Annotated in this window: 14 protein-coding genes; 4 read left to right on the plus strand and 10 right to left on the minus strand. The window is 35.1% G+C overall.

The genetic code is table 11. The features are described from left to right. Positions 1–61 precede the first annotated feature (61 nt). Positions 62–1,651: an isocitrate lyase gene (locus GQS55_RS05535; protein WP_159818718.1), complete on the plus strand. Its 1,590-nt coding sequence runs from the start codon at positions 62–64 to the stop codon at positions 1,649–1,651. Positions 1,652–1,999: 348 nt separating this feature from the next. Here the strand turns inward: GQS55_RS05535 and GQS55_RS05540 are convergent, their stop codons facing one another. The 7 genes from GQS55_RS05540 to GQS55_RS05570 all read right to left on the minus strand — a co-directional run bounded on the left by GQS55_RS05540 (position 2,000) and on the right by GQS55_RS05570 (position 10,637). Continuing rightward, positions 2,000–2,782 (minus strand): DUF481 domain-containing protein, encoded by a 783-nt coding sequence (locus tag GQS55_RS05540; RefSeq protein ID WP_159818720.1) that lies wholly within the window; start codon positions 2,780–2,782, stop codon positions 2,000–2,002. Positions 2,783–2,869: 87 nt separating this feature from the next. Then, positions 2,870–3,730, minus strand: coding sequence for a DUF481 domain-containing protein (locus GQS55_RS05545; RefSeq protein WP_159818722.1), 861 nt, complete (start codon positions 3,728–3,730; stop codon positions 2,870–2,872). 377 nt (positions 3,731–4,107) lie between these two features. Further along, on the minus strand, positions 4,108–5,172 hold the full coding sequence (gene fba / locus GQS55_RS05550; protein ID WP_159818724.1) for a class II fructose-bisphosphate aldolase: 1,065 nt from the start codon (positions 5,170–5,172) through the stop codon (positions 4,108–4,110). Between the two features lie 296 nt (positions 5,173–5,468). After that, a complete protein-coding gene (locus GQS55_RS05555; protein WP_159818726.1) occupies positions 5,469–6,374 on the minus strand; it encodes a fructose bisphosphate aldolase in 906 nt (301 codons plus the stop codon). Between the two features lie 204 nt (positions 6,375–6,578). Beyond that, positions 6,579–7,757 carry a phosphoglycerate kinase gene (locus tag GQS55_RS05560; RefSeq protein ID WP_159818728.1) on the minus strand — a complete coding sequence of 393 codons (1,179 nt, stop codon included), beginning with the start codon at positions 7,755–7,757 and terminating at the stop codon, positions 6,579–6,581. Positions 7,758–7,798: 41 nt separating this feature from the next. Then, positions 7,799–8,722: a recombination-associated protein RdgC gene (gene rdgC, locus GQS55_RS05565; RefSeq protein WP_159818730.1), complete on the minus strand. Its 924-nt coding sequence runs from the start codon at positions 8,720–8,722 to the stop codon at positions 7,799–7,801. Between the two features lie 169 nt (positions 8,723–8,891). Continuing rightward, positions 8,892–10,637, minus strand: a complete 1,746-nt coding sequence (locus GQS55_RS05570) for a sensor histidine kinase (protein ID WP_159818732.1) — start codon at positions 10,635–10,637, stop codon at positions 8,892–8,894. 265 nt (positions 10,638–10,902) lie between these two features. On the opposite strand from GQS55_RS05570, the gene GQS55_RS05575 reads away from it, so the two are divergent. The 3 genes from GQS55_RS05575 (at position 10,903) to phoR (ending at position 13,971) form a co-directional block, all read left to right on the plus strand. Then, positions 10,903–11,826, plus strand: a complete 924-nt coding sequence (locus GQS55_RS05575; RefSeq protein ID WP_159818734.1) for a porin — start codon at positions 10,903–10,905, stop codon at positions 11,824–11,826. A gap of 346 nt (positions 11,827–12,172) precedes the next feature. Next, on the plus strand, positions 12,173–12,880 hold the full coding sequence (gene phoB, locus GQS55_RS05580) for a phosphate regulon transcriptional regulator PhoB (protein WP_159818736.1): 708 nt from the start codon (positions 12,173–12,175) through the stop codon (positions 12,878–12,880). Between the two features lie 50 nt (positions 12,881–12,930). After that, a complete protein-coding gene (gene phoR / locus GQS55_RS05585; RefSeq protein ID WP_159818738.1) occupies positions 12,931–13,971 on the plus strand; it encodes a phosphate regulon sensor histidine kinase PhoR in 1,041 nt (346 codons plus the stop codon). Between the two features lie 216 nt (positions 13,972–14,187). On the opposite strand, the gene lysA is transcribed toward phoR, so the two are convergent. The 3 genes from lysA to GQS55_RS05600 form a co-directional block, all read right to left on the minus strand. Then, positions 14,188–15,459 carry a diaminopimelate decarboxylase gene (gene lysA / locus GQS55_RS05590; protein WP_159818740.1) on the minus strand — a complete coding sequence of 424 codons (1,272 nt, stop codon included), beginning with the start codon at positions 15,457–15,459 and terminating at the stop codon, positions 14,188–14,190. 70 nt (positions 15,460–15,529) lie between these two features. Continuing rightward, positions 15,530–16,351 (minus strand): hypothetical protein, encoded by an 822-nt coding sequence (locus GQS55_RS05595; RefSeq protein WP_159818742.1) that lies wholly within the window; start codon positions 16,349–16,351, stop codon positions 15,530–15,532. An 8-nt stretch (positions 16,352–16,359) separates the two neighbouring features. Next, a complete protein-coding gene (locus tag GQS55_RS05600; RefSeq protein ID WP_159818744.1) occupies positions 16,360–17,430 on the minus strand; it encodes a S66 peptidase family protein in 1,071 nt (356 codons plus the stop codon). Between the last annotated feature and the right edge of the window lie 271 nt (positions 17,431–17,701).

Here is a 17,701-nt window from a genome sequence, read left to right on the forward strand (position 1 = left end):
ACTAACCTAATTTTAGTTATAGAATTTAGATTCATGTTAAATAAGACCATTGGAGAATATTATGTCTAATTATCAAAGCGCAATTGAAGCAGTTAAAGCAATAAAAGAAAAAGCAGGTTCATCTTGGGATCCTATTAATCCTGAATCAGTAGCCCGTATGAGAACACAAAACAGATTCAAAACTGGTTTAGAGATTGCTCAGTATACTGCAGATATTATGCGTGCTGATATGGCTGCATTTGATGCAGACAAGACTAAATATACACAATCTCTAGGTTGTTGGCATGGTTTTGTTGGTCAACAAAAAATGATTTCTATCAAGAAACATTTTGACGGCAAAACTGATCGTCGTTATTTATACCTTTCTGGTTGGATGGTTGCTGCACTTCGCAGTGAGTTTGGTCCACTTCCTGATCAATCTATGCATGAAAAAACGTCTGTAGCTTCTTTAGTTGAAGAGCTTTATACATTCTTACGTCAAGCTGATGCACGTGAACTAGGCGGCCTTTTCCGTGAGTTAGATGCAGCAGCAACAGAAAGCGAAAAAGCAGCAATTCAAGATCAAATTGATAACTATGTAACACATGTTGTACCAATTGTTGCTGATATTGATGCTGGCTTTGGTAATGCTGAAGCGACTTATTTAATGGCTAAGCAAATGATTGAAGCCGGTGCTTGTGCACTTCAAATTGAAAACCAAGTAGCTGATGAAAAGCAATGTGGACATCAAGATGGTAAAGTTACTGTACCTCATGCTGATTTCCACGCGAAAATTCGTGCTTTACGCCATGCTTTCTTAGAGCTAGGTATCGACAATGGTTTAATTGTTGCTCGTACTGACTCTGAAGGTGCTGGTCTTACTAAAGAAATCGCTGTTGTTAAAGAGCCTGGTGATTCTGGCGATATTTATAACTCTTTCTTAGATGTTGAAGAAATCGACGTAACTGATATGGCTGAAGGCGATGTTTGTTTCAACCGTGACGGTAAACTTGTTCGTCCTAAGCGTTTACCTTCTGGTTTATACCAATTCCGTCAAGGTACTGGCCATGAACGTTGTGTATTCGATTGTATCGGTGCACTTAATGCAGGCGCAGATTTACTGTGGATTGAGACAGCAGTGCCAACTGTACACGAAATTGCAGGAATGATGGATGACGTTCGTAAAGTTCATCCAGATGCTAAACTTGTATATAACAACTCACCATCTTTCAACTGGACGCTTAACTTCCGTCAACAGACTTACGATACAATGGTTGAAGAAGGTAAAGACGTTTCTGCCTATGAACGCGCTGACTTAATGAGTGCTGAATACGACGAAACTGAACTATCTGCTGTTGCTGATGAGCGTGTTCGTACCTTCCAAGCAGATACTGCACGTGAAGCTAATGTGTTCCATCACTTAATTACGCTACCTACATACCATACAACGGCGTTGTCTGTTGATAACCTAGCTAAAGAATACTTTGGTGAGCAAGGTATGTTGGGTTATGTTAAGAAAGTTCAACGTGAAGAGATTCGTCAAGGCATTGCATGTGTTAAACATCAAAACATGTCAGGCTCTGATATGGGTGATGATCACAAAGAATACTTTGCTGGTGAGAATGCACTTAAAGCTGGTGGCGCGAAAAACACCTCTAACCAATTTAATTAATCACTAATAGGTTAATCTTTAAAAAGCGATCTTCGGATCGTTTTTTTGTGTCTGTAATTTGAGTATTACTATGATAGCAGGAAAAAGACTAAATTATTGCTGTGCTATTTAAGCAATATAATTTTATGGCTTGTGTTAGAAAGTAGCTTTGCTTAACATCTTTTGGCGGTTTAGTTAATTACACTCGAAAGGTATTAATATGTGTTTATTTTTCAGAGGGAGAATAGAAGAGGGCAATAAGGAGGTAATTATTAATTTTTTACAGTTACTATTATTTTATTTCATTTAGTTTAAGTAAATAATAGTAACTGTAATAATAAAGCGTTAACTTATTAAAACCATATAAGGTTAGAAGTTATAAATTAACGTCATTGATGTTTCTGTATTTGTTTTTTCAAACTCAGGTTGAACTTCAGTGTCATAATCAATACTCAAAGCAAACTTAAGTTGTAAAGCATCAATTAACTGAGCGGTAATAGAGCTTTCAGATTTATAAACGCTGTTTTCACCAGACTCTGTTGCTTGTCTTGCTACGAAAAACTGTTTAAATTGAACATGCTCATTGAATTTGTGAGTATAAAGCGCTTGTGCTTGTATGATAAAGTTAGTACTACTTTCTGAAGGAACTGTATCTGTTGCACGAGTAACATCGTATGTAACACCAGGGCCGATATCAGCAAAAAATGATGACGTTTCGTTTTCAAACCAGTGACGACCCCAACCTGCAGAGAAAGAGCCTTGAGATTCATAACCGCTGAACTTATCTTGTTGATAAGAAAGGTTACCGTAAAGATAATTTTTACCTTCTTCACCGATAGTGTAATTTGTTTGAGTTAAAATATCCCATTTGTTGTCTGTGGTTTCAAACTCGTCATTACCTTCGTCATCTTCTGTTTCTAATTTTTTAGCTAAAATATTGAAAGCAAGAGTAGAACGCCATTTGTCTTTTTCGTATCCAAGGTTAAAAGCCGCTTTAACATCAGCGCTCTTAGTATTACCTGTCTTATATAAAAAACCTAATTCAGCTGATGCTGTATAAGGTGATTTTGCTTCAGCCATATCTTCTGCTGCCACGGTATAAGATAGTAGTGGTAATATACATAAAGTTGAAAGTGCTAATTTATGGTTCATAGTTTTTCCTTTTCAATGATGAGTCATTTTGTGCGGATATAAAAAACCGCTATTAATTATGTGTAATTTGTTTAATTTTTTAAAATATTAGAAGCTATAGACTAATGTTGCGGCTGTTTGAGTATCAAAATTCTTCTGTTCTTCATCTACATTGGTGTTGTAGCCTAAGGTAATCGTAAATTTTAATTGCAGCGTAGAAATTAGTTTTGTTGTGATTATTGTTTCTGATTTGTAAATACTATTTTCATCTGTATCAAGTGCTTGCTTAGCACTTAAATATTCTTTGAATTCAATGTGTTCACCAATTCTTCGTATATACAACGCTTGTAATTGAACAATAAACGTATCTGCGGTTAATTGTGGATCGGTATCGGTTGCTTTGTATAAATCGCGTTTATAACCTGGGCCTATATCTCCCCAAAGCGAGGCTTCGTTACTCCTATACCAGTGACGACCCCAACCCGTTGATATGGAGCTTTGGTTATCAAAACTACTAAATTCATTTTCTTCATACCAAATGTTGCCATAGATATAATTTTGTTCTTCATTATCTAAGTTGTAGTTTGTTTGTGAAGATACAGTCCATTTGTTATCGGTTGTTTCAAAATGTGTATCACCATTATCATAGACAACATCTGATTTTTTTAATAACAAATCGATATTCAATAAACTTAACCAGGCACTTTTTTCAAAACGAAAATCTAACCCTGTTTTTACATCACCGCTATTAGTATTACCCGTTTTGTAAAGGAATCCCAGCTCAATTGAACCAGTAAAAAGAGGGGGAGTTCTAATGTTGCTAGATGTATCAGGAGTTTCTAAGCTAAATAGAATGTCAGCTGCTGTTGCACTTGATGTGTCAGGCTTCGTTTTTTGAAAATTACTTCCTTGTGCATAAGTACTAACAGATAAATACAAAAATGATATCACAATAAGTAAACGGGACATTTTAAGATCTTTTTAGTTTGAAGTATTATATCTAAGCTGCATAAGCACCTTAGAACCAATTAAAAGTAGATTTATAAGCAAACATACAAATGTGGCGTCACTGCGGCTAAATCAAAACTTTAAAAGAGCTCATTATAAAGAAGTTTTGATTAATTTAAAGTAGGTTTTGATGTTTAATAGCAATTCGATTAATTTTATTGCTAATTCACTGCTATTTCAGTGATCTTATAATCAGGTAAGTTTGTTTTCTAATAAGTATAGATGTGTGATTAATTCTTCGAATGGGGTGATTTTTTACATAAAAAAAGGGCCTAAGCCCTTTAAATAAATTCTTTATTAACAAGGACTTTATTACCTAAGTCCTAGCATTAATTATTCTATTTTATTAATGCGTTTAACTTACCTGCTTGATATAAATCAAACATGCTATCAAGGCTGATAGGTTTTATTTTACTTGCATTACCTGCGGTATTAAATGCTTCATAACGAGCAACACAAATATCAGACATTGCTTTGGTTGTTTCGGCTAAAAATTTACGTGGATCAAATTCACTTGGGTTATGCGCTAGAAAACGTCGAGTCGCGCCCGTTGAAGCTAATCGTAAATCAGTATCTATATTAACCTTACGTACACCGTTTTTAATGCCTTCTTGAATTTGTTCAACAGGTACACCATAAGTTTCCGGGATATTACCACCATATTCATTAATAATAGCTAACCATTCTTGTGGTACAGAAGATGAACCATGCATAACTAAATGTGTATTAGGAATACGTGCATGAATAGCTTTGATTCGATCAATAGCTAAAATATCACCTGTTGGTGGACGAGTGAATTTGTATGCACCATGCGATGTACCGCAGGCTATAGCTAAGGCATCTACTTGTGTTTTTTGTACAAAGTCAGCGGCTTCTTCAGGGTCTGTTAACATTTGTTCAAGGGTTAACTTACCAACAGCACCAATGCCATCTTCTTCACCAGCTTCACCTGTTTCTAATGAACCTAAACAACCTAGTTCACCTTCAACTGATACACCACAAGCATGAGCCATTTCTACGGTTCTACGTGTTACATCAACATTATATTCATAACTGCTTGGTGTTTTACCGTCATCCATTAAAGAGCCATCCATCATTACAGATGAAAAACCTAATTGAATTGAACGTTGGCAAACGCTTGGTGACGTACCATGATCTTGATGCATAACTACTGGAATATGAGGAAACTCTTCAATAGCTGCTAGAATCAAATGCCGTAAAAATGGGGCTCCAGCATATTTACGTGCGCCTGCCGATCCTTGAAGAATTACAGGACTGTCCGTTTTGTCTGCTGCAATCATAATTGCGCGCACTTGCTCTAAATTATTTACATTAAATGCAGGAATGCCATAGTTGAATTCAGCTGCATGATCTAGCATTTGACGCATTGAAATTAAAGCCATTGATTACTCCTAATATTAGCCAGTTAAATTTTTGAATTTTAAGGTGTGTTTTTACTGTTTATGAATAATTATTTTTATAACAAACAGTTTTAATAAAGAAATTATAACAGTATTTATACTGTTCAGGCAGTAAAAGTTGTTGTTTTGATGGTTTGGCTGAAAATACGGGGTTGATGCTAGGAATTTACTAGAAAAGTAGTTGAAAAATAAGTAATATTAGGTGGTTATTGTCAATATGTGTGAAAGTTAACCATACTATTGGGTAGGGTTAACTTACTTCGAAGTTCGCTTAATAACTAGGTTTTTGAAGCGTTATAAATACTTTCTATTGCGGTATTTAATATTGTTGTAAATTCTTCTTCTGATTGTTTCGCGCTAAGACCTTGAGTTAACGCACGAGAAAAACTAGCAATCATTTTAGGATTAGCTGCAACTTTTTTATTGGCTTGTTCTCGATCGTAACCACCTGATAATGCTACTACTTTGATCGTGTTTTTATGGTTAATACAGGTGTCGTAAAAATCATCAGTATTAGGTAATGTTAGTTTAAGCATGACTTTTTTATCGTCAGGTAATTTATCTAGTTCGTGCAATAATGCTGATTTAAGTAACGCTTCGGCTGCTGATTTTTCAGGGCTATTAATATCAATTTCAGGCTCTATTATTGGAGTTAAACCTTTTGCTAATATTTGTTTAGCAATTTCAAATTGTTGAGCAACAACATCATTAATACCTTGTTGATTAGCTAACTTTATTACAGAGCGCATTTTTGTTCCAAAAACACCTTGAGAAACAGCTTTATCAAGTAATGAGTCTAGCTCAGGAATGGCTTTCATTAACTGCACATTATTTTTCTCTTCACAAAGCCCTTTATCTACTTTAAGAAAAGGAACAACTTGTTTGTCTTCCCACAAGTATTGCGCTGCAGGTTTACCTGAAAATTCTCTATCTAACGTATTTTCGAATAATATAGCACCCAAAATACGTGTGCCGGTGAAAGCTGAATTGGTCACTATACGAGTGCGCATTTGATGTACTAAATCGTACATTTGTTCGTCATTAGAGAACTCATTCTCTTCTATGCCGTATAAAGCTAATGCTTTTGGTGTACTACCGCCACTTTGATCCAGTGCGGCGATAAATCCATTTTCAGTGATAACCTTTGTAAGCATTGATGCCATACTTGAAGCACTTAAAGCCATGTAATTCTCCTTCAGGTTTGAGCTCGATTTTACGTTAAGCTCAGTTAGTTTGGGTGCGTTAACTTACTCATTTTTTGTATAGACTGCTGAGTATAGTTGATTGTATTCATTCTTTAGCAATTAAGCCTAATTGCTAAAGAATGAATACAAGTAGCAAACTTCATCGCAAATAGATTGCTTTGGAAGTTCGCTACTTGAAAGTACTTATTGGTCTTTGGCTCTTTGTTCTAAAATTTCTACAGCAGGTAATTTTTTACCTTCTAAGAATTCTAAGAAAGCTCCACCACCAGTAGAAATATAAGATACTCTATCTTTAATATTGTATTTATCTACTGCTGCTAATGTATCGCCACCGCCTGCAATTGAAAAGGCAAAGCTATCAGCTATTGCGTTAGAAATAACTTCAGTGCCTTTAGCAAAAGCATCTATTTCAAATACGCCAACAGGGCCGTTCCATAAAATAGTACCGGCTGTTTTTATTATTTCAGCAACTTTAGCTGAGGTTTCAGGGCCGTAATCGATAATATCATCTTGCGCATCTACGTTTGATGATGCTTTAATTTCAGTTACTGAATCATGCTTCCAATCGCTAAAACCATCACGAGTTACCGTTACATCATCAGCAAATATTATTTCTGTTTGCTTACAAAGGCGTTGCGCTTCAGGAATTAAATCTGGTTCATATAATGATTTACCTACTTCGTTTCCAGCAGCGGCAACAAATGTATTTGAAATACCACCACCAACGACTATTGTGTCGGCTATTTTTGATAAAGCATCTAAAACAGTTAATTTAGTCGATACTTTTGAACCACCGACAATCGCAACTAATGGGCGGGCAGGGTTGTCTAATGCCTTAGCTAAAGCGGCTAACTCATTAACTAATAATGGGCCACCACAAGCAATTGGTGCATACTTAGCGACACCATGAGTACTTGCTTGTGCGCGATGCGCAGTGCCAAAAGCATCCATTACAAACACATCACAAAGGTTTGCTAATTGCTTAGCTAAAGCATCATCATTTTCTTTTTCGCCTTTATTAAAACGAACATTTTCAAAAATAACAAGTTCACCTGAAGCTACTTCTACGCCTGATAAATAATCTTTTACCAAACGTACAGGATAATTAATAGCGCCAGCTAAATAATCAGCAACAGGTTTAAGTGAGTACTTATCTTCATACTCTCCTTCAGTAGGACGGCCAAGGTGTGACATTACCATCACTTTAGCGCCTGCTTCTAAGGCTTGTATAATTGTTGGTAATGCAGCTTGTAAACGAGCATCAGAGGTAATTATTCCATCTTGAACTGGCACGTTCAAATCTTCACGTATTAAAACGCGTTTATCTGTAAGTTCCACATCTGCCATTTTGATAATTGTCATTTCTACTCCAAATAAATAATAATCTGTTTGACTAACACTGGTTAGTCGTTTTCTAATAAATCAGTTGTTTTTAATGAAAACTCTGCAAGTAAATCGTGAATGAATCGATTTAACTCTCCTGCCATCAATGAAAAATCGGCGTCAAGTTTAGCAACAATATCGTCACCATCTATATCATCATTTTGCTCTTGAATTACGTCAAAAAATTTAATACGTTTAATAGATAAATCATCACAAAGTATAAAAGATAATGACTCATCCCATTCAAGGGCAACTTTTACCATGTATTTATCTGCATCTAAGTGAGACTTTATTTCATCGCTATCTAAGTCTTGGTTTTTAACTCTGATGACAGCACCATCGTCACCTAATGCATTAAATTCAGCTTCCATACCTAATTGAAACTTAGGACCTAAATCTTTCTTAACTAACCAATCTGTCATCGTTTCGTCAGCTTGAACATCAGGCTCTAAAGTAGTTACCGGAAGAGTGCCTAATACTTTACGAAGCAAAGCAAGTAAATCTTCTGCTTTTCCACGAGCACTTGCATTAATAACAATAATGTTATCTTTAGGACTAATATAGGCATGAGTATCTGAAATGCGAGAAAAAGCACGCGGTAGTAATTCAAAAACAATATCTTCTTTAAATTGTTCTTTTTCTTTTTTTGTTGCGCCACGACCTTGTTCTTGTTCAAGCAAAGCGATCTTTTCTTCGATCATATCTTTGATTACAGGGGCAGGTAATATTTTCTCTTCTTTTCGTGCACATATTAAGAAATTACCATTTGCACTATGTACACTGGTATCTCCATGTTTTCCTAAGGCATTTACCCAGCCAAAGTGTGATACTTCTGTAGAGCCACAAGGAGTGAAAAGATGTTCACTCAGATGTTTTTCTAAATCTTCCTCTGAATGTTCAAATGGACGAGTAAAGGCGAAAAAATATAGGTTCTTAAACCACATAAAAGGATCCTAGCTTGGGTGCTCACCTAATGGATACGGAGTGAGGCTAATTTTTAAAAAAGCCATATTACCTGAAAAAAAGCAGTGGATCATTAGCATTCAATAAAAGTTATGCTTAAGCAAGTTCAAAAAAAATATTTTACCAGTACTTAATAGCGTTAAGATTATGTTATGTACGCATATCCGGTATTTCTATATGGTATCTCAGGCCTTGATTTATTTCACTATACGCGGTAATTGTTCCATTTAAGGTATCCGTTACTAATTTTTTAATAATGTGGGTACCTAACCCCGTACCGCCTTTATTCGATTTTGTTGTATAAAATGCATCAAATAAGTTTTCTTTGGCTTCTTGAGTAAGACCATGGCCATTATCTTGATAGTCAATAAACAAGTTATTATGATAATACTTTACATCAATAGTTATTTGCCCGCGGTTGATTTGTTCGAAACCATGAATGATTGAGTTAATTATTAGGTTGATCAGTATTTGCGCTATGGCGCCTGGATGACTACATATTTCGATATTCTTATCACAATGTACTTTAATACGATGGTTCGTTTTCTTTAATTTGGGATGTATAGATTTGATGATTTCATCAATATAACTGGAAATATTCACTAAACGAATTTTATCTCTCGCTTGATCTGTCGCTATATGTTTAAAGCTAGTTATCAATTCAGATGCTCTATGAAGATTATTGGTTAATAATTGCGTACTTTCAGTGGCTTTTTGAATAAAGCTTTCGATACTTTTTCTTGATATTTTATTTTGGTCGAGAGTTTGCTGTAAATGAGATATTTGCTCAGATAAATAACTTGATGAAGTAATACTAATACCTATTGGTGTGGTGATTTCATGAGTTACCTCTGCTGACAGTTGGCCGAGTGACGCCATTTGTTCTGCTGCTAATAATCGTTCTTTAGCTTTATTTAATTCTTTAATTGAATGAACTAAGTCTTTATTGGTTGTCGTCAGTGTTTTTTCTGTTTTACTGTGGCGAAGATTTTCTTCTTGCAACGTTTGCTTTTGTTCTCGTAATTCTTTTTGTTGAATTTCCATTTTTAGCATAGTGCTACTTAGTGACGATGTTTTTCTGGCAACTTCTTGTTCAAGTAAAAGATTGTTTTCGTCTATTTGCTCTTTAGCTCTATCGGTTTCTAGTTGAGATACGGCTAACTTTTCCTTAAATTCAACTAACTCATCGATCAAATGGTTATAAGCATCTTCAAGAACATTCAATTCGTTTTTTTCATAATTCATAGAATGGAGCTTAGAGGCCTCAGGATCATCTAAGTCAACTTGTCTAATTTGTCGGGTTAACTCTTTAAGCGGCGTCGTTAAAAGTTTATTAAAGGCTAAGGTGAATAAAAAGACTAAAAATGCAGTTTTAACCATGGCATTACCGATAAGAAAGTAGATACCAACTTCAATTCTGCTAAAAATTACAGCATTACTCGATAATAAGGTAACACGGCCTACTGAGGTTGTACGGCCTGAGAATTCAAATACAAGCGGGAATGAATGACCAAATAAACCTTCGGTAATTGAACTAATACCCTCTGAGGCATCATCTAATGCCATTTTATGTATACTTGATTTTTCAGGAGAAATAACTTCACCTAACTGAGTGATAATGTTATTTGATTCATCAGTAACTGTAATCCCCTTAATCATAGGAATAGCAACGAGTCCTTCTGAAATATCAATGGCCTGTTGAGTATTTAATTCCCAAACTGCACGAGTTAAGCTTCCACTAATTGTTTTTTCTAGGGTGAGAAGCTCACTATTAATATGATTTTTGGTATTAAAATACTCGGCAACTATCTGTATGCCTGTAACACCCAAGGTTAATATAAAATAAAAAGAGAGCACTCTAGTTAGTAGTTTTCGAGATAGACTCTTTACTTTCATATTATTTTATTTCGTTTGTTTGGTTATCATTATTATGACTTTAACTACTTTTATTAAAAGGATAAAGTTTTTTACATAAATATTCTAAACTTCGGTGAATTGAGAAAGGCAACTTAATATACACAAGTAAGTTATCTTGTCATATTTATGTCATATTTTTGTAATATTCAGTGATTGTAGTCTTGTATTGTCATATTATGTAAGAAAATGACAGATATATAATCTAAAAATAAAGAATATTTTTAGAGTTTAAAAGGCTTAAAACATGAAATTAGTAAAAGGTGCCCTTAGTTTAATGCTTTGTTCAGTTGGAATCGGCTCGGCTTATGCTGCAAATGTTGATATTTATGGTCGGGCGAATGTTTCCTTGCAATCTTCTGATGACGGCGAAGGTCGCTATAGCGAACTTAAAAGTAATGCTTCTCGAATCGGTTTTAAAGGCACTCATGATTTGAATGACGACTTAGAAGTTGTCTACCAAGCTGAGTTTCAGATAGATATTGATGGTGATTCTGACGATGCTTTTACTGCGCGTAATCAATTTATCGGCTTAAGAGGTGCTTTTGGAGAAGTACTATTAGGTAAAAATGATTCAATATTAAAACAATCTCAAGGTAAAACTGATTTATTTAGTGACTTAAATGGTGATATTAAAACACTTTGGGCGGGTGAAAACCGTTTGAGTGATACTGTTACTTATAAGTCACCTAAATTTAATGGTTTCCAATTAGGTCTAACCTATATTGTTGAAGACTCTGTAGAAGGTGAAGATGCGCTATCTATCGGGGCTTTTTATGGTGATAAAAACCTGAAAAAATCTCAAGTATATGCAGCAATCGCTTATGACGCAGAGGTTAAGGGTTTTGACACTATCAGAGCAACAGTACAGACTAAAATTTCAGATGTTATTGTAGGCTTGGTACTTCAAAATCAAGAAGATATTGCTACAGGTGCCGAAATGGATGGTGTGATGGTTTCAGCTAAATATACCATTGGCGCTACAACGCTTAAAGGTCAATACCAAATAGCTGATCATAAAGGTAGTGATAAGAATTCAGGTTTAACTGCTGGCGCAGATTATAAGCTAGCAAGTGATACTAAACTTTATGCTTTTTATACAACGTTTGATGTTAAAACAGAAAACCAAGATGCCGATTATTTAGGTGTTGGTATTCAGTATGATTTCTAATGTTAACCGTTATATAACAATATTTATTTATGTTATGGAAAATCGATAAGTAATTAGTGGTGAGATCTTCTTCGAATTGAAATGATGTATTCGCCAGGGTTAAGTAGCAATATGTGTGAACAATTATTAGAAGATAGAACATTAAAATAGTTATTCATAAAAAAGTCGCATTGCGGCTTTTTTAGTTTTTTAATGTGTATTTAACTAAGTAAAAGCGTACTAAGTAAGTACTTATATTAAGTAATTAAGTATGTCACTTAGTCTACTGTCACAAAAGTGTCATTTTTGTTGTGCATAATAGCAACATTGAAAATTACGTGACGTAAATATATTTTAAGGTATAGGTATGAGTGGTTACATTTTAGTTGTTGAAGATGAAACTCCAATCAGGGAAATGATCACCTTTGTTTTAGAGCAAAATGGTTTTAACTCGGTCGAAGCTATTGATATAAAAGAAGCAAAAGAAAGAATTGTTGAACCTTATCCTGATTTGATCTTGCTTGATTGGATGCTACCCGGTGGCAGTGGTGTCAAACTAGCGAAAGAATTAAAGCAGGGTGAATACAGCCGTAATATTCCTATTATCATGCTTACTGCACGTGCTGACGAAGATGATAAAGTGAAAGGCCTTGATGCTGGCGTTGATGACTATGTTACTAAGCCTTTTTCACCTAAAGAATTGATTGCTCGTATTAAAGCGGTAATTCGTCGTGTATCACCGACATTATTAGCCGAAAAAGTAGAGTTTCATGGCTTAAAGCTAGATCCCGTTTCTCATCATGTCACTATCAATGAAGAAGCCTTAGATTTAGGGCCGACTGAGTTTCGTTTATTGCATTTCTTTATGACTCATACAGAACGTGTTTATTCACGTGAACAACTGCTTGATAATGTTTGGGGAACCAATGTTTATGTTGAGGATAGAACGGTTGATGTTCATATTCGACGCTTAAGAAAAGCTATTTCAGGGGCAGGACATGAAGATTTCATCCAAACTGTTCGTGGTGCAGGCTATCGCTTTTCGGGTAAAACAGTCCAAAAGTCTAAAAATTAAATATTGTTGTAAAACAATACGATTAATAACTACTATAACAAGTATAAATAATGCAAAATCATTTGAATATTAAAGACAAGCAGGACTTCCGTTTTCACTCAGGAATAGAAGCTCTGCCTGATGCAGCGCTTATCTTGTCGACTGATTTATTAATTGTTTCAGGTAATAAAAAAGCCCAGCGTTTACTGGGTGTTAATTTTCCTGATGATATTGGTAAGCATATTGAGCATTTACTTGTTGATCCTGTGTTATCCGAATACTTAGCTCAAGATAATTTCGAATCACCTTGTTTAATTACGTCACCTATTAATGATGAACTGCAATTAGAAATATCAGTGATGTCTTTTGGCGGTGAACGTGTCTTTTTAATGTCTCGTGCTATTGCTAAATATCACCGCATGAAAAAAATGCGACGTGAGTTTGTGGCTAATGTGTCTCACGAACTAAAAACGCCACTTACGGTGGTTCGCGGTTACGTTGAAATGATTCAAGAAACTGAATATGCGCTAGACTCTCATTGGCAAAAAGTATTTTGTACAATCGAAGGGCAAGTCTCTCGAATGGAGCGTTTGGTTGAACAATTACTGAATTTATCTAAAGTAGAAAATAATCGTGATGATGACGCGATGAAACCTGTAGATATGCCAAGTCTTATAGAAAACCTTGTTGAAGATGCTAAATGGCTAAATCAACTTAAGCAACATGAGATTCTTACTAACATTACGCATGGTATTGGTATTTATGGTATCGAAACTGAGTTGAAAAGTGCATGTACAAATTTGATTTCTAATGCCATTGCCTATACGCAGCCTCATGGTGTTATTGACATTAGTTGGCAAAAAAATGGTGATAAAATGATATTTAGCGTTAAAGATAATGGCGATGGTATTAAGTCTGAACAATTAAATCGGTTAACAGAACGTTTTTATCGTATTGATAAATCTCGCTCTCGTGATACTGGTGGTTCAGGACTTGGATTAGCGATTGTTAAGCATGTATTACTTCACCATAAAGCTGAATTAGTGATAACAAGCCAATGGGGGGAGGGCAGCGAGTTCTCTATTTATTTTGATGAAAGCTCAACCCATTAGTTAATCTACATTTAAAACGTTATTGACGTATGTTGTGAACAGGCGACTGAAGTCGCCCCTACAAAAATGCCCATATAGAAAACGTCCAACGAAAGAATTGATTATTATCACCGTAGGGGCGAATTTATTCGCCTAATAATGGATATAACATAATACAGCGTTATTGGCGTGTATTGTGAACAGGCGACTGAAGTCGCCCCTACAAACGCCCATACATTATTTTAATAACCAATCAGGAATAATATCTTGAGCAATAACTTCTTCATAACTTAAACGCGGTTTAATTACAGCGAATTTTTTATCATTAACCATTATCTCAGGTGCGTTTAGACGAGTGTTATAGGTTGAAGACATAACAGTACCATAGGCGCCACAGCTTAAAATTCCAATGAGATCGCCTGCTTTTGCTGTCGGTAACTCTCTATTTTTAGAGAAGGTATCACCAGTTTCACAAACCGGGCCAACAATATCGTAATGGGAAACTTCGGTCACCGAATTATTAACCGGTTTTATTTGATGATAAGCATCATACATACTTGGTCTAATAAGGTCATTCATACCAGCATCTAAAATTAAGAACTGGCGCTCTTCCCCTTTTTTAACATAAACAACACTTGATACAAGTATACCTGCATTACCAACAATTGATCTGCCCGGTTCAATAATTATTTTACAATCTAAATGACTAAGGCAATGTTTAACTATGGTTGCATAAGCATTTTTGTCAGGTTCAATTTCATCTTCACTGTAATCTATGCCTAAACCACCACCAATATCAATAATAGATATTTTATGGCCGTCGTTTTTTAATATCGTTACAAATTCAGCTACTTTATTGAACGCTTCTTCAAACGGTACTAAATCTATTAATTGAGAGCCAATATGAACATCGACACCTTGAACGACGATATTTGGTAATGATGCAGCATAACGATAAACTTCTCTCGCTTTCGCTATTGGAATACCAAACTTATTTTCTGATTTACCTGTGGTTATTTTTTCATGTGTTTTGGCACAAACATTAGGGTTTATTCGAATTGAAATTGCAGGGAATTTATTTTTTGTCGCAGCTATTTGACTGATTAATAATAATTCTGGCTCCGACTCAACGTTAAACTGAAAAATATCATTGTCTAACGCTAATGTTATTTCAGCTTCAGTTTTAGCTACACCTGAAAATACAATTTTGTTGGCAGGTATGCCTGCACTTAATGCTCTTCTTATTTCACCTTCGGAAACCACATCTGCACCAGCGCCTAAGTCGGACAGTGTTTTTAATATTGCTTGATTAGAATTTGCTTTTACCGCATAGCAAATCATTGTGTCTAGCTCACTGAATGCTGCTTCGTATTCTAGGTAAGCAGCCTTAATTGCAGAATAAGAATAACAATAGAAAGGTGTAGGAATGTCCTTAGCTATGGACTCTACGGACACATTTTCTATATGCATTTGATTGTCGAAGTAAGAAATATGAGACTTTGTTTTCATAAATAATTCAAAATTGATTTTAATATAGGAATAATATATTTCTTTTTAGGTTGGTAAGCAAGGGATACTCTTACTGATTCCTTTCTTCTAGCAATGAAAAGACAAAATCAACCATTTCAGTTTGTACTGATAGGTGATCTTCACCAAAACCATTATTGACTCTTTCTGCTTCCACATTAATATAACGGTAGCCTTTCATTTCAGCATACACAGATAATGAACCATCGTCTTCTGAGGGGTCGTAAGCGACTTCAGAGTTTTGCAATACAACATTCCATCCTTGCTCTTTTGCTGCTTCAAAGTCTTCTCTATCGGTCATGAAATATAAGTCATCTTCATCATATGAACCATGAGATACATCAATTAAATAGTTAGCCCCGCTAGAGAATTTTTTTTGATAACGAATAATAGAAACATCACCAACACCATTTTTACCATCATTTTCATAACCATTAGTGTTGTTATGCATAGCAACTAATGCCGTTGGTTTGTTATTACCGTTGAGCGCTTTAAGCACAAAATGACTGAGTGTTTCAGCTAATTGCTCAGTTTTATTAACCAAGGCTTTTTGCTCAGCAATACTTGGGTTTAATTTTTTTATGCTTTCTATACGCCCATGTGACGTAAACATACGGTTGGGATCTATTTTTACCTTTGTACCACCAACATTTAAGGTAATAAGACGTTTACCATCTTGCCTTAAAATAATGAACACACCACCTTTATCAACTACTTGCTTAGCAACATATTGATTGGCAACAAATTCAGTTTCGTGTGGAGCAAAAAAGACCCAATCTTTAGTTGAATGGGTATCACCAACAACTTCTAAATAAATATTAGGTTGCTGTGGAAAAACTAGCGCCTGAGATAATACGAATAGTAAATTATGCATAAAGTACTCTAGCTAACCGCTGTTTCAGTTAATATTAATCGCTTATTGGTGGCGTCAAGTTTTGCCATAGCGCCAACAGGTATCGTTGCTATATCATCAATATGTCCAATCATTAAGCCTTTTAAAACAGGAATATTTAAATCGCCCAAACGCTCTTTAATCACTTCTTCAATACTTAATGAGTTTCCTGTAGCAGTGCAATCGGTACATTTACCAAAAACAATACCAGCGAGCTTGTCTAATCGACCAGATATTTTTAAGTGCGTTAACATACCGTCAACGCGGTAGGGCGCTTCTTCGACATCCTCTAAAAATAAAATTTTATTAGTGTAGTCAGGCTCAAAAGGGGTACCGATTAATTTCACCATCAAAGAAAGGTTTCCGCCAATAAGTTGCCCGTGGGCAACGCCTTGATTGATCAAGGTTAGCCTATTGTCTTTTTCCGCTTGTCCTTCTTTTGTTTCAAAAAGAGGCGGTGTGCCAAGATCTATATTAGCTTTAGGGTTAAATAATATATCTTTAAAGCTTTTTAGGGTGTATTCAGTGAAGTTTTGTTTGGCAATCGGTCCATGAAATGTTACTAAACCGGTACGTGCATAAATAGCATTTAATAATGCTGTTATATCGCTGTAGCCAATAAGTGCTTTGGGATTCTTTGCGATAAGTTCATAATCTAAATACGGTAAAATTTGAGGTGAGCCGTAGCCACCTCGTAAGCAAAAAATACCATCAACACTTTTGTCTTCGAACATATTATTAACATCCCAAGCGCGATTCTTATCACTACCTGCAAGATAACCCTTACGTTCAAAAATGTATTTGCCTTGTTTTACCTTAAAACCAAAAGATTTAAGTACATCAATGGCAAAATGAATTTCTTCATCTTCCCTAGTGTTACTGCTCGGCGTGATTAAACCTATGGTATCTCCTGCTTTTAAACGTTTAGGTTTTATTTGGCTTTTTACATCAGGATTAATGCTAGCTTTGGGCGCAGCGTTAGCATTACTAATGTTAGAGAATAGGCTTGTTGCAATAGCTGACGTTAGCATTGCTTTTATAAAGGCACGTCTTTGACTCATGATTATTCCTGTTTTTAACATAATAAAATAGTATCGCATAGGTAATAAATTATTACAGATTTTTTATGTTTATTGAATTTTATATTGCAATAAAAAATATTTTGGTTTTAAAACTTTAACTTTGTGCTGAAAATATACACACATTCTATTTTTATTTCTATTCGTTTTAATATTTTTTTTGTTATGTTTTGTTTTTATATGTCACTGTTTATAATAGTATTTTTTGTCTTGTTGTGTGGGGTTGATAATTTTTAATTATAAATAAAGCTAA

It is taken from the genome of Colwellia sp. 20A7 (genome assembly GCF_009832865.1).
Classification (GTDB): domain Bacteria; phylum Pseudomonadota; class Gammaproteobacteria; order Enterobacterales; family Alteromonadaceae; genus Colwellia.

Coding starts and splice junctions, on each gene's coding strand:
- GQS55_RS05535 (WP_159818718.1), top strand. CDS start 62: ATGTCTAATTATCAAAGCGCAATTGAAGCAGTTAAAGCAATAAAAGAA.
- GQS55_RS05540 (WP_159818720.1), bottom strand. CDS start 2,782: ATGAACCATAAATTAGCACTTTCAACTTTATGTATATTACCACTACTA.
- GQS55_RS05545 (WP_159818722.1), bottom strand. CDS start 3,730: ATGTCCCGTTTACTTATTGTGATATCATTTTTGTATTTATCTGTTAGT.
- fba (WP_159818724.1), bottom strand. CDS start 5,172: ATGGCTTTAATTTCAATGCGTCAAATGCTAGATCATGCAGCTGAATTC.
- GQS55_RS05555 (WP_159818726.1), bottom strand. CDS start 6,374: ATGGCTTTAAGTGCTTCAAGTATGGCATCAATGCTTACAAAGGTTATC.
- GQS55_RS05560 (WP_159818728.1), bottom strand. CDS start 7,757: ATGACAATTATCAAAATGGCAGATGTGGAACTTACAGATAAACGCGTT.
- rdgC (WP_159818730.1), bottom strand. CDS start 8,722: ATGTGGTTTAAGAACCTATATTTTTTCGCCTTTACTCGTCCATTTGAA.
- GQS55_RS05570 (WP_159818732.1), bottom strand. CDS start 10,637: ATGAAAGTAAAGAGTCTATCTCGAAAACTACTAACTAGAGTGCTCTCT.
- GQS55_RS05575 (WP_159818734.1), top strand. CDS start 10,903: ATGAAATTAGTAAAAGGTGCCCTTAGTTTAATGCTTTGTTCAGTTGGA.
- phoB (WP_159818736.1), top strand. CDS start 12,173: ATGAGTGGTTACATTTTAGTTGTTGAAGATGAAACTCCAATCAGGGAA.
- phoR (WP_159818738.1), top strand. CDS start 12,931: ATGCAAAATCATTTGAATATTAAAGACAAGCAGGACTTCCGTTTTCAC.
- lysA (WP_159818740.1), bottom strand. CDS start 15,459: ATGAAAACAAAGTCTCATATTTCTTACTTCGACAATCAAATGCATATA.
- GQS55_RS05595 (WP_159818742.1), bottom strand. CDS start 16,351: ATGCATAATTTACTATTCGTATTATCTCAGGCGCTAGTTTTTCCACAG.
- GQS55_RS05600 (WP_159818744.1), bottom strand. CDS start 17,430: ATGAGTCAAAGACGTGCCTTTATAAAAGCAATGCTAACGTCAGCTATT.